We start from the raw sequence: 12,137 nt of genomic DNA on the forward strand, positions 1-12,137 counted from the left end.
AGGGCAGGGAATTTGCTACGTAGCAAAGTATCCTGTCACAACCCCTGCGACACGGCCTCACCGGCTGGACTCGCGCACCTCCAGCCGGAAGTCCACCACGACGCGCGACTCGCGCCCGCCGGACCGGCCGCCGATCTGCTCGTCCAGCATCGCGACGGCATTCCTGGCCAGCGCCTCGACGTCCGGCGAGACGGAGGTCAGCGACGGCGTCGCGTAGCGGGCCTCCTCCACGTCGTCGAAGCCCACCAGCGCGACCTCCTCCGGCACCCGGACCCCCCGGGAGCGCAGCGCCCGGAGCGCGCCGAGGGCGAGGGAGTCGTTCATCGCGTAGATGGCGTCCGGCAGCCGCCGCCCGGCGTCCAGGTGCTCCTCGATCGCCCGCCGGCCGTCCGCCCGGGTCCAGTCCGCCCCGACCAGCAACTCGTCGTACGCCGTCAGCCCCGCCTCCGCCAGCCCCTCCAGGAATCCCCGCAGCCGCAACCGTGCCGTCAGCCCTCCGTCGGGATCGTGGCCGAGCAACATCAACCGCCGCCTGCCCGTGCCCGCCAGATGGCGCACCACCGCCAGCGACGCCTCCCGGTTCGGGATGCCGACGTGCGGGACCTCGCCCTCCAGGACCTCGTCGCCGATCAGCACGATCGGATAGTCCGGGCGGCGGCGCTGCCCGTCGTCCGGCCGCAGCGACATGGCCATCATGATCGCGCCGTCGGAGAGCTGGTCCCGCCCGCCCGTCAGCACCTTCAGCTCGCGCTCGCGATCGGACTCGGTCAGCTCGATCAGCACCGTGTAGCCGAGCGCCTCGGCCTCGCGCACGACCTGACCGGCGAGGTCGGCGAAGATGCGCGCCCTGAAGTCGGGGACGACGAGCGCGATGAGCCCGGTGCGGGCGGACCGGAGCCGGCGGGCGGCGGCGTTGGGCACGTAGCCGAGCTCCGCCATGGCGTCGAGCACCCGCCGGCGCGTCTCGGGCCGGACGTACTCGTAGTCGTTGACGACGTTGGAGACCGTGCGCTGGGAGACACCGGCGGCGCGGGCCACGTCGTGCATGCTCACGGCCATCAGCGCAACGCCTTACCCCTGGGTCGGTACCACGGCCATCATCGTACTGGCCGGCGACCCCGTCGCTCCTCCTGCGCGGTCAGCGCAGGGTCGCCGTGAAGGTGCGGCCGTGCGCGTGCCGGGTGGTCGCCTGGATCAGGGTGCCGCCGGGCACGCGGCGTACCGTCACGCCCTCGTCGGCCGTGTCGAGCCTGAGGGACGCGCCGTGCAGGACGACGGAGACGCGGTCGCGCCGCATCGTGGGGTCCGACAGGGCGACGACCGTGCGCGCTCCGGACCGGACGATGACCGAGGCGGGACCGTCGATGAGCAGGCGTTCGACGTGGCGGGGGCCGTCGGAGAAGACGTTGGCGGCCACGATGCCCAGGGCCTTGTGCTTGATCGCCTGCACGTGACGGTTGTTGGCCAGGACCGACAGCGGGCCCTTCGCGTAACCGCGCAGGGCGGCCTCGGTCGCGTTCGGGACGAGGGCGTAGGCGAGGGCGGTCAGGTCGCCGTCGGCCGGGTGGGTGACGGAGGCGGTGAAGACGTTCTTGGTCACCATGGTGTCGGGGTTGGACGCGCGCACGACCCGGCGGCTGCGGGTGACGGTCTCCAGCCCGGCCGTGACCGGCTGCCTGGTGAGGAAGGCGTAGCCGACCGACGTGCGGCGGGTGCCGTTGGCGTAGCGCAGCCAGCGCGGTGGCGTGCTGCCGCCCGCCTGCCAGGCCCCGCCGTCCCAGCCCTCGCCGGTGACCGCGACCGCGTCGCCGGGGGCGGCGATGCGGCTGTCCACGGTGGTCACCGCGGCCCGCCCGCCCTGGCCGGAGACGCCCGCGGCCAGCACCACGATCTCGTCGTCGAGCATGAACCAGGACTTGGTCGCGCGGGCGTTGCGGTAGGCGACGAAGTCGTCGGGCAGCAGCCCCGCCTGCTTGGCGGTGTAGGCGGCGTCGTCGGACTGGACCAGGCCGGCCGCGCCGTACGCGCCGAGCGTCGCGCCGCCGGAGAAGGCGTTGCCGGCGCGCGGGAAGTACACGTAGGTGTTCTGGGACTCCGAGGAGGAGGTGAAGTTGAGCGGGTGTCCGGGGTTCTCGTACCAGAACCGGCCGTACAGCTCGGGCACCGTCCGCCGCTCCTCCACCGGCGCGGTGGCCCCGGCCAGCCGGTACGGCGAGACGGTCGTGTAGTAGTCGACGCCGAAGACCTCGCGCTGGTCCTCGCCCGCCAGGTAGAGGTGGTAGGCGCCGTCGCCCTGGAACCAGGGCATGAGGTTCTCGCCGTTCATGTACTCGTACTTGCTGATCCGCTCCGAGCTCCGCGCCAGGGCGAAGGCGTAGCCGGGGCGCCGGTGGACGGTCCTGTCCATGGCGTTGAACGCCACGCACCGCTCGGGCGGGTTCAGGTCGGCGGCCGGGATGGCGGAGTCGGCGCGGATGGCGGCGTAGCGGGCGATGCTGACCGGGGAGACGAAGGTGGCCGGGTCGGTGGCCGGCAGGAACTTGAGGTATTTCCTCAGCGCGAGCGCCTCTGCGCTCCCGACGTGGTCGGCCAGGTCGGCGACGGCCTCCACGACCACGCTGACGTCGGAGTAGCCGGTGTTGGTGCGCGAGACCGCGCGCCCCTTGACGATCTCCATCATCCAGCCCTCGAAGATCAGCGGGGCGAAGCCGTCGGAGATCCACCGGTACACCGCGCCGGGAAGCTCTTCGGGGCCGCCGGTCACGCCTTCGAGGGTCTTGAGCGTCTGCACGACCCGGGTCAGCAGGATGCGGCCGTAGGAGCCGGTGTAGGCGACCGAGTGGTGCTGGATGAAGGAGCCGTCACGGTAGTAGCCGTCGGTGACGCCGTGCTGGAGGTTGTAGGGGTCGATCGTGGCGAAGACGGTGGCCTGGTCGGAGATGGCCTTGGTGACGCGGGCGTCGTCGCCGGTGAGCGCGCCCTGCAGGATGCGGTTGGCGGTGATGTCGGCCAGGTTCGCCCCGGTGTGGAAGCGGGAGTCGAGGTCGACGTCGCCGTTCTCGCCGTTGCGCAGGTAGGCGTCCATCGAGGTGATGTACGTCCCCGTCAGGTCCCCTCGTAACTGCTCCGGCAGCAGGACCAGCGTCCTGCTCACGTGGGTGGGGATGCCGATCTCCCAGTTGTGCCAGTTGCCGTAGTAGCCCGCGGCCTGGTCGCCGAAGTAGCGCTCGTGCAGCCACCGCAGGCCGCCGGCGACGCGCTGCTGGACGGCGGTGTCGTCGGCGAGCGCGCTGCCGGGGGCGCGGGTCGCGAGCACGATCTCGTACAGGTACTGGTAGGCCAGCCGGAGGTTGGCGTCGTCGGTGCCCAGCCTCAGGCCGGCGAACAGCTCGCCGTCGCCCGCCTGGTCCATGGCCGTCAGCCGTTGCCTGGCGGTGCCGAGAATGGCCGCGAGCTTGCCCGCGACCTCGGGGCGGGCGTTGACCTCGGGGGTCCCCGCGAAGATCGCCACGGTGTTGGCGAGCAGCCGCGCGTGATCGACCGCCGCCGCGGCACGCGCGGGGGTGGCAACGGCGAGCAGGCCGACGGCGGGGAGCAGGGAGAGAACCTGGCGGCGGGACATGTGCGGCACGGCGGGCTCCAGGCCGTTGGGGGGTATGCCGGGCTCACATTACATGATCTTTTTCTGGCCGCCCAGGAGCCGGCCTGATGACATCCCGATGAACACGGGCTATAACCGAATAGTGACTCTCCGTAACAGCTCCAAGCGAGCGGCGGCCGTGGCCGCCTGCGCCCTCACCGCCGTGACCGGCACCGTCATCACCGCCCCACCGGCCGCCGCGGCCACGTACGCGGGCGAGTGCGGTCCCGGCTACCGCGTGGTCAACTCCGCCCCCATCGGCCGGCTCGGCACCGTGTTCCTGGCCTACAGCTCCGCCTCGGGCAACAACTGCGTGATCGCCAAGCGCCACCGCGCCGGCTCGCGCGTGCTGATCGAAGCGGGCCTGGGCGTGCACCCGGTCGGCCCGCACTGGCCGGCCTACCAGGGGAGCTACTACACCTCCTACGCCGGGCCGATCCGGCTGTCCGCGGCGGGCAGGTGCGTGGACTGGATGGGACGCATCTCGGGGGTCGAGGGCGGCAAGCGCCGGACCAACTGCGGCTGACCGGACCGGACGGGTGAGAGCCCGATCCGGTCCGGCGGGCACGACGGCACCGGGGTCTCAGGACTCGACCGGCCGCACCGGGCGGTAGTCGAGGACGAGGGCCCCGGAGCCGAAGACGTGGGTGGCGGCCAGGTGCCAGGTCTTGGGGTCGGCGCCGTCGGCGAACAGCCGCCTGCCCCTCCCGACGACGACCGGGTGGAGGAAGAGCTTGAGCTCGTCCACGAGGTCGTGCCGGATGAGGTGATCGAGCAGGTCGCCGCTGCCGTAGACGAGCAGGTCCTTGCCCTCCTCGGCCTTCAGCTTGGCGACCGCCGCGGCGACGTCGCCGTCGATGACGGTGGCGTTCCAGGTCGGCTCCTTGAGCGTCGTCGAGGCCACGTACTTGGGGATCCTGTTCATCTCGCCCACGTCCTCGCCGGCCGCCTCCATCGCCGGCCAGGCCTGCGACATGCCGTCGTAGGTGACGCGGCCGAGGAGCAGGGCGCGGCTCTGGGAGAGCTGGCCGGCCTGGAACTTGCCGTGGTCGTCGTTCCAGAACGGGGCGCTCCAGGCGGGCTCTTCCACGACCCCGTCCATGGAGATGTAGATCACGGACACGAGCTTGCTCATGGTGGGTTCCTCACGGGCTTCGGGGGGTTTGCGCCGGTAACCGCTTCGGTGGTCGAAGCGCTCTGGTGTGTAATGAGCATCGCCCGCCGTCCGAACGGCAGGTAGTGCCACGTTCACCAGTCCCGTGTGAAGGATTCACATGATCAGAATCATGATCGCGGAAGACGTCCGGATCCTCAGGGAGACGCTCTCCGCGGTCCTCGAACTCGAGGCCGACCTCGAGGTCGTCGCCCAGGTGGAGCGGGGCGACCGGATCGCCGCCGCGGCGCTCGCGCACCGCCCCGACGTGGCCCTGCTTGACATCGACCTGCCCGGGCTCGACGGGATCAGCGGCGCGGACCGGCTGCGCCGGGAGCTGCCCTCGTGCCGGGTCCTGATGCTGACCGGGCTGGCGCGTCCCGGCTACCTGCGCCGCGCGCTGGCGTCCGGCGTCACCGGCTTCATGCTCAAGCACGCGCCCACCGACCAGGTCATCGACGCGATCCGGCGGGTGCACGGCGGCGAGCAGGTCGTGGATCCCCAGCTCGCGCTCGCCGCGCTGCGGACGGCCGAGAGCCCGCTCACCGAGCGGGAGGCGGCGGTGCTGAAGGCGGCCGCGACCGGCGCGGAGGCCGACGAGATCGCCGTGCTGCTCTCGCTCAGCCGCGGGACCGTGCGCAACTACCTCTCCTCGGCGGTCATGCGGCTCGGCGCGCGCAACCGCGTGGACGCCATCCGCATCGCGACCGACGAGGGCTGGATCTAGGCGGGCACGGCCGCGGCCACGGGGAGTTCGGCGGTCAGCACGTACGAGCCGTCCTCGGTGCTGCCGCGCAGGTTCCCGCCCACCGCCGCCATCCGGTGCCGGAGGTTGTCGAGACCCGCGCCGGGCGGCACGTCGTTCGTCCTGACGCCGTCGTTCCGGAGCGTGAGCAGCACGGTGCCCCCGTCGGCCCTGACGTCGAGGGCGCAGGTGCGGCCGTCGCTGTGCCGCAGCACGTTGGTGACGCCCTCGCGCAGCACGGTCGCGAGCACGCTGCTCTGCTCGGCGGTGAGCGGCGCCACGTCGACGCTCCCGCCCACCGTGAATCCCGCGGCCTCCAGCACGGCTCTGGCCGATCCGATCTCGTCCTCCAGGGAGATCCGGCGATAGCCCGTCGCGACCGTCTCGATGTCCGCGAGGGCCTGGCGGGCCGCCGCGAGACCCTCGTTCAGCTCCTGGTGGGCGCGTGCCCGGTTCCGGTCCAGCAGGCGGAAGGCCAGCTCGCTCTTCAGCACGATCACCGAGAGGCTGAATCCGAGCAGGTCGTGCAGGTCGCGGGCGAACCGCAGGCGCTCGCGCGCGATCTCGGTGCGCGCCAGCTGCGTGCGCGCGGCGCGCAGCTCACGGGCGAGCCGGCTCATGCGCACGAACCCGTAGACGACGACCGCGCGCTCGCCGATCCACACCATCTGGTACGCCTGGTCCACGAAGGTCGGCCCCTGGAGCGTGACACCCCAGACCAGGAAGGTGAACAGGTCCTGGGCGACCAGCGGGATCGTCACCACCCAGCGCACCCGGCCGCGCAGCAGGATGAGCGTGAGCGCGGGCAGGAAGATGCTGAGGTACCACAGCGGCCGCTCGAAGAGGAGCTCGGGAGCCAGCGCGACGACGAACGCGGCGGCCAGGGCGTACCCCCAGAAGCGCGGCCGGCCGTCGTCGTCGCCGATCCGGCAGCACCACAGGAACAGCGCCGTGAAGATCGCCACGCACCCGAGGTACAGCACGGCGTCGCCGCCGGTCAGGCCCCCCTTGATGACGGACTTGATCGGGTTGGGCAGGAGCAGCAGGGCCACGACGGCCACGCCGAGACCGGTCACGACGGTGGCCGTCAGGTCGTCGCCGACCCGCCGCTCCGCGGGCGCGCCGTCGCGGTGCGAGTGGGCGACCAGGCGGGTCTCGTTCAGCGTGGATCTGGCCGTGTCCAGGCTCGCGGTCAGCCGCTCCCGTACGGTCCGCGCGTCGGACGACTCCGTGACCGCCTCACCGTTGCGGACCACCTCCGCCAGGCTCGTACCGACCCGCTCGTTGAGCAGCTGGGCGAACGCCAGCCGCTCCCTGGTGACCTCGGCGTCGGCCAGCGCGGTCCTGGTCTTCTCCATGTCCCCGACCAGGTCGGCGAACCGGGCGACACCATAGAGCGCGAGCCCGACGAAGGCCGTGTGCCCGAGCGCCAGGTAGGCCGCGTCCCAGACCGTGGGGCGCACCTCCAGCCCCGAGAGGTACTGGGCGACGGCGATGACCGCGAACCCGGCCCAGGCCGCCGCGGCCGGCCGGATCAGCAGGAGGACGGCGGCGGCGAGGAAGCCGGTGTTGCCGTACCACGTGCCGGCGAACAGGTACATCCCGGCGCCGGTCAGCACCGCCTGCAGCGCGAGCGTCCACTGCCACGCCCGGGGAGGCCGGCCGTCGGGCGTGCGGACGCAGTTGTAGAGGTGCAGGAGGAGCAGCCCGGCCAGCAGCCCGCACGCGAGCGCCTGCTGGCCCACCGGGTCGCCGGACCGGAAGATGCCGATGAAGCCGCCGAAGGAGAACCCGACACTGACCACCACCGCGACAACGCGGGCGAGCCTGAACGCCGACCACATAACCCCGCAATCTAGCTGCGATCAGGTGATCACACACCGGCTGTGCCGGTCAGCGGATCCCCTCGCCGACCACGAGCGCGCCCAGCCGCTGAACGGCCTGGTGGTACGAGCGGGCGAGCCGGTCACAGGCCTCCTTGCGGACCCCCTCGTATCCGGCGCACACCTGCCGCATGTCGAAGAGGAAGGCGCTGTCGACGTGCTCCTTGTTGGCCGCGAACCGGCTCACGGCCCGGTAGTTGCGGTAACCGAAGTCGTGCCGCCGGCAGGGCATCCGGAAGTCGAAGCCGAGCGGCTGGTCGGGGCTGCCGGAGCACAGGTCGGTGGACCAGTCGAAGGCGTAGGCGGTCCAGGACGCCCGGTCCAGCCAGGCGTCGTACCAGGCGGCGGCGCCGGCGCTGGTGGGACTGGTGAGTGCGGAGAGCGCGGAGAGCTTCTGCTCCAGTGTCACGGCGTACGCGGGAGCCGGGTGCGCGAAGACGATGATGGGGGCGAGGGCGGCGAGGAATCGTCCAACCATGAGAACCTGCTTGTCTTTGCCCGGGGCCGGAACCTTGTCATGGCAAGCTTGGTCCGGCCACCCCGGCGATCAGGCGAGCCGACGGGCAACGCCGCAGCAGTTCTCCTTCAAGATTCAGTAGATGCGGTACTTCTTGCCGCAGTTGTCGAACTTGCCGGCCCAGCAGGTGAAGGTGTACACCTTCCCGATCCCCCGGCCACTCCACGAACCCACGACCTTGCCGTCCCACGACTTGTTGAACTTGTGCCAGGCGCCGTTCTGGTAGACCTCGAACCACACCCAGCCCTTCTTCCCGCCGACCTTGTCCACGCCGTACCACTTCGTGAACACCTTGCCACCGGACTTCCACGTCCTGCCGAACGTGTACGCCTTACCGTCACTGGAGAAGAACTTCCCCCAGCTCGTCCCCGTCGACTGCGTCGCGGCCGACTGGGTCGTGGTGCTCGCCTGGGCGGCGGCCGGGCTGAGCGCCAGACCGGTCACGGCCATCGAACCGGCCAGAGCGGCGATCGCAAGAGTCTTACGCATTTCGGGTTCCTCCCTGTCAGTACTGCCGGGGTGTTTCCGGCAAGACAGACAGTACGGAGACCACAAGCGATCAACTGTGCAGGAATCCACACATCAGAGGTGATCAGCGCCACAAAGCACCGGCACGGTGGCCCGACACGTCGCGCCGGCCTTCGTGGGCGTCCTAAGGCGATCGACTTATATTCGGAAGGACGACGGGCTCCCGAGTTGGAGGACAAGGTGACTGCCGACGCGATCCCCGAATTCCCGTTCGACCGCCCCACGGCCCTGGAGCCGCCGCCGCAGCTCGCCGAGCTGCGCGAGAAGTGCCCGGTGACGCACGTACGGCTGCCCAGCGGCGACGTCGCCACGCTGGTGACCAGGTACGACGACGCCCGCGCGGTGATGGCGGACCCGCGCTTCAGCCGCAACCTGGCCAGGGAGGGCGCCGCCCGGCTGTCCACCACCGAGGACGGCGGCCTGTTCAACCGGCGCCGGGTGAACACCATGGACATCAGCGAGGGCCAGGGCCACCTGCGCTGGCGGCGCCTGCTCAGCCGCTGGTTCACCATGCGGAAGATGGAGCTCTGGCGGCCCAGGGTCCAGGCGATGACCGACGACCTGCTGGACGCCATGCTGGCCAAGGGCTCCCCGGGGAACCTGTCGGCCGGTCTCGCCCTGCCGCTGCCGGTGCGGGTCATCTGCGCGCTCGTGGGAGCGCCGAGCGAGGACCAGGACAAGTTCGCCCGCTGGTCCCGCGTCATGCTGACGCTGACGCGGCACACGCAGGAGGAGGTGGACCAGGCCTACCGGGAGTTCAACGCGTACGTGTCGGACCTGGTCGACCGCAACCGGGCGGACCCGGGTGACGACCTGCTCAGCGAGCTGACCCAGATCACCGACGCCGAGGACGGCCGGCTCAGCCAGGCCGAGCTCATCGCCACCGTACGCGGGCTGCTGCTGGCCGGTCACGAGACCACCTCGAACATGATCGCCATCATGGCGGCCATGCTCCTCTCGGAGCGCCGGCGGTACGAAGCCGTCATCGAGGACCCCGACCTTGTCCCGGGCACCGTCGAGGAGGTGCTGCGCCTGGACAGCACGCTGTCGGTGATCGGCGGGGTGCCCAGGTTCATCACCGAGGACGTGGAGCTCAGCCGGACCACGGTGCCCGCCGGCAGCACGCTGATCCCGAACATCCCGGCCGCCAACCGCGACCCGGACAAGTTCCCCGACCCCGACCGGTTCGACCCCCGGCGGCAGAACAGCGGCCAGCACCTCACCTTCGGCGCCGGCCCGCACTACTGCCTCGGGCAGCCGCTGGCCCGGCTCGAACTCCAGGTCGTCCTGACCACCCTGGCGCAGCGGTTGCCGAACCTGCGGCTGCGTGACTCCGCCGACGACCTCCGGCTGCGCACCGGTGGGCTGTCCGGCGGGCTCCAGGACGTATGGGTCACCTGGTGACGTCCTGGCCACCGTACGACCCCGCTCGACACGGGCCAGGGACCCGCTCATGCGCCGGCTGGGCGGCCACCTGAGCACGGCCGTCCACGGGCTCAGCTCGGCGCCGCCAGCGCCGCTACACGGGCACGCGCAGCACGGGAACGCCGTTGTAGTGGGCTTCCCAGGCGGTGGCGCCGACCAGCTCGAGCGGCTTCCTGATCATGAATGACGCCTCGCCGGCCGCCCACCTCCCGAGCCGCTCCCGCGCGTCCTCCACGCTGAGCCGGCCGACGAGCTGGGAGATCACCGTGGCGCCGTCCACCATGGACGCCGCGCACCGGAACGGCAGCCGGCCCCCCGGCGCGGCCGCCTCCAGCGCGCTGTTGAGCCCGCTGCGGATGCCCTCACCCGCCGCCCGCAGGTGCTCGGGCGCTCGGGGATGCTCCGGGAGAAGCTCGCGGAGCAGGTGCTGCTCCTCGTCGTCGGCGTGCTGGTAGCAGGCGTACGCGGGGAGGTCGGCCGAGACCGCCCGGGCGACCTGGCCCATGAGCCTCTCGACGTCGGCGTCGTCGTCGATCTCTATGTCGATGTTCCCGCCGGTGTCGCCGCTGCCGCCGCCGGTGACCTGGCCCTTGCCGGCCAGGACCTCATCGATGGTGTCCTCGACGTCGTACCTGCTGGCGTGAGCGTGGCCGAACCAGTAGATGTAGAGCTCCATGCTTCGCAGACATTACCGATTCGGTAATGTCCCCATCTGGAGGACCGGATGCCACATATCGACCTGGGCAACGACGCCCCCGGGATCGTCGGGCTGCTGCGCTACCGTCCCGAGACGGGCAAGGTGCTGAGCGAGCTGGCCGAGGTGCTGCTGCGCGGTGACAACACGCTGTCGCGGGGCGAGCGCGAGCTCATCGCCTCCTACGTCTCCACGCTCAACGAGTGCGGGTTCTGCGCCAGGTCCCACGGGGCCTTCGCGGCCGCCCAGCTCGACGGGGGCGAGGAGGTCGTCGCTCACGCGTGCGCGGCCCCCGACACCGCCCCCATTTCCGGCAAGTTGCGCGCCCTGCTGCGCGTCGCGGCGGCCGTACGGCACGGCGGGAGCGCCGTCACCCCCGAGGACGTCGCGGCGGCCAGGGAGGCCGGCGCCACCGACACCGAGATCCACGACACGGTGCTGATCGCCGCCGCGTTCTGCATGTTCAACCGGTACGTCGACGGCCTGGCCACCACCGCCCCCGACGACCCCGCCCCCTACGCCCATCGCGCCGCCCACATCGTCGCCCACGGCTACCTCTGAGATCGTGGACCCTCACGTATGGGATTGAGCGGAACGGGCATGGACCGTCTCATCGGTCAGCCGTCACCATATGAACCATGTTGGTAATGGCTCTCGTCACACTCCTGCTGCACGGCGCCCTCACGGGCCTCTTCTACACCTTCTCCATGTCGGTCATGCCGGGCCTGAACGCCATCGACCCCGACCAGGCGGAGGCGGCGATGCGGAGCATCAACCGGAAGATCCTCAACCCGTGGCTCTACCTCGCGTTCCTGGGCTCACCGATCGCGGCTCTGGTGACCGGCTTCCTCGCGGACGCCCCGGCCGCCATCTGGTTCTTCGCCGCCGCCGGGGTGAGCTTCGTCGGCTCGTTCCTGGTCACCATGGTGATCAACGTGCCCATGAACAACGCCCTCGACGCCGGGACGATGTCCTGGAAGGACTATTCGCCGAGGTGGACCGCCTTCAACACGCTGCGCGCCGTGGCCAGCGCGGCCGGTCTCGTCCTGGTGGGCGTCGCCCTGATCGTCTAGTAGATGCGGTACTTCTTGCCGCAGTTGTCGAACTTGCCGGCCCAGCAGGTGAAGGTGTACACCTTCCCGATCCCCCGGCCACTCCACGAACCCACGACCTTGCCGTCCCACGACTTGTTGAACTTGTGCCAGGCGCCGTTCTGGTAGACCTCGAACCACACCCAGCCCTTCTTCCCGCCGACCTTGTCCACGCCGTACCACTTCGTGAACACCTTGCCACCGGACTTCCACGTCCTGCCGAACGTGTACGCCTTACCGTCACTGGAGAAGAACTTCCCCCAGCTCGTCCCCGTCGACTGCGTCGCGGCCGACTGGGTCGTGGTGCTCGCCTGGGCGGCGGCCGGGCTGAGCGCCAGACCGGTCACGGCCATCGAACCGGCCAGAGCGGCGATCGCAAGAGTCTTACGCATTTCGGGTTCCTCCCTGTCAGTACTGCCGGGGTGTTTCCGGCAAGACAGACAGTACGGAGACCACAAGCG

The 12,137-nt window shown here is 70.8% G+C and carries 13 protein-coding genes; 5 read left to right on the plus strand and 8 right to left on the minus strand.

What is annotated here, in order from left to right:
* Positions 1 to 57 precede the first annotated feature (57 nt).
* Complete coding sequence (locus AB0J69_RS14060) at positions 58 to 1,047, minus strand: LacI family DNA-binding transcriptional regulator (RefSeq protein WP_364117035.1); 990 nt, start codon at positions 1,045 to 1,047, stop codon at positions 58 to 60.
* 91 nt (positions 1,048 to 1,138) lie between these two features.
* On the minus strand, positions 1,139 to 3,622 hold the full coding sequence (locus AB0J69_RS14065) for a polysaccharide lyase family 8 super-sandwich domain-containing protein (protein ID WP_364117036.1): 2,484 nt from the start codon (positions 3,620 to 3,622) through the stop codon (positions 1,139 to 1,141).
* Positions 3,623 to 3,743: 121 nt separating this feature from the next.
* On the opposite strand from AB0J69_RS14065, the gene AB0J69_RS14070 reads away from it, so the two are divergent.
* Complete coding sequence (locus AB0J69_RS14070) at positions 3,744 to 4,166, plus strand: spore-associated protein A (RefSeq protein WP_364116752.1); 423 nt, start codon at positions 3,744 to 3,746, stop codon at positions 4,164 to 4,166.
* A 57-nt stretch (positions 4,167 to 4,223) separates the two neighbouring features.
* Here the strand turns inward: AB0J69_RS14070 and AB0J69_RS14075 are convergent, their stop codons facing one another.
* Positions 4,224 to 4,775 (minus strand): dihydrofolate reductase family protein, encoded by a 552-nt coding sequence (locus tag AB0J69_RS14075; protein WP_364116754.1) that lies wholly within the window; start codon positions 4,773 to 4,775, stop codon positions 4,224 to 4,226.
* Between the two features lie 139 nt (positions 4,776 to 4,914).
* Between AB0J69_RS14075 and AB0J69_RS14080 the strand changes: the two genes are divergently transcribed.
* Positions 4,915 to 5,520: a response regulator transcription factor gene (locus AB0J69_RS14080; RefSeq protein ID WP_364116756.1), complete on the plus strand. Its 606-nt coding sequence runs from the start codon at positions 4,915 to 4,917 to the stop codon at positions 5,518 to 5,520.
* Here AB0J69_RS14080 and AB0J69_RS14085 read toward each other — a convergent pair.
* From AB0J69_RS14085 to AB0J69_RS14095, 3 genes are all read right to left on the minus strand, one after another.
* On the minus strand, positions 5,517 to 7,382 hold the full coding sequence (locus AB0J69_RS14085; RefSeq protein WP_364116758.1) for a histidine kinase: 1,866 nt from the start codon (positions 7,380 to 7,382) through the stop codon (positions 5,517 to 5,519). The two genes, AB0J69_RS14080 and AB0J69_RS14085, sit on opposite strands and share 4 nt — an antisense overlap.
* Positions 7,383 to 7,431: 49 nt before the next feature.
* On the minus strand, positions 7,432 to 7,899 hold the full coding sequence (locus tag AB0J69_RS14090) for a phospholipase (RefSeq protein WP_364116760.1): 468 nt from the start codon (positions 7,897 to 7,899) through the stop codon (positions 7,432 to 7,434).
* Positions 7,900 to 8,013: 114 nt separating this feature from the next.
* Positions 8,014 to 8,427 (minus strand): hypothetical protein, encoded by a 414-nt coding sequence (locus tag AB0J69_RS14095; protein ID WP_364116762.1) that lies wholly within the window; start codon positions 8,425 to 8,427, stop codon positions 8,014 to 8,016.
* A 219-nt stretch (positions 8,428 to 8,646) separates the two neighbouring features.
* Between AB0J69_RS14095 and AB0J69_RS14100 the strand changes: the two genes are divergently transcribed.
* Positions 8,647 to 9,870 (plus strand): cytochrome P450, encoded by a 1,224-nt coding sequence (locus AB0J69_RS14100; protein WP_364116764.1) that lies wholly within the window; start codon positions 8,647 to 8,649, stop codon positions 9,868 to 9,870.
* Positions 9,871 to 9,985: 115 nt separating this feature from the next.
* On the opposite strand, the gene AB0J69_RS14105 is transcribed toward AB0J69_RS14100, so the two are convergent.
* Complete coding sequence (locus tag AB0J69_RS14105) at positions 9,986 to 10,567, minus strand: hypothetical protein (RefSeq protein ID WP_364116766.1); 582 nt, start codon at positions 10,565 to 10,567, stop codon at positions 9,986 to 9,988.
* 48 nt (positions 10,568 to 10,615) lie between these two features.
* Here AB0J69_RS14105 and AB0J69_RS14110 point away from each other — a divergent pair, with 48 nt between their 5' ends.
* Both AB0J69_RS14110 and AB0J69_RS14115 read left to right on the plus strand, forming a co-directional pair.
* Positions 10,616 to 11,146, plus strand: a complete 531-nt coding sequence (locus AB0J69_RS14110; RefSeq protein ID WP_364116768.1) for a peroxidase-related enzyme — start codon at positions 10,616 to 10,618, stop codon at positions 11,144 to 11,146.
* Positions 11,147 to 11,223: 77 nt separating this feature from the next.
* The gene (locus AB0J69_RS14115) at positions 11,224 to 11,658 is read left to right on the plus strand and encodes an anthrone oxygenase family protein (protein WP_364116770.1); all 435 of its coding nucleotides are present in this window, start codon (positions 11,224 to 11,226) and stop codon (positions 11,656 to 11,658) included.
* Here AB0J69_RS14115 and AB0J69_RS14120 read toward each other — a convergent pair.
* The gene (locus tag AB0J69_RS14120) at positions 11,655 to 12,068 is read right to left on the minus strand and encodes a hypothetical protein (protein WP_364116762.1); all 414 of its coding nucleotides are present in this window, start codon (positions 12,066 to 12,068) and stop codon (positions 11,655 to 11,657) included. The genes AB0J69_RS14115 and AB0J69_RS14120 overlap by 4 nt on opposite strands.
* Positions 12,069 to 12,137: the final 69 nt, after the last annotated feature.

This window comes from Nonomuraea sp. NPDC049709, from assembly GCF_040674815.1.
Classification (GTDB): Bacteria; Actinomycetota; Actinomycetes; order Streptosporangiales; family Streptosporangiaceae; genus Nonomuraea.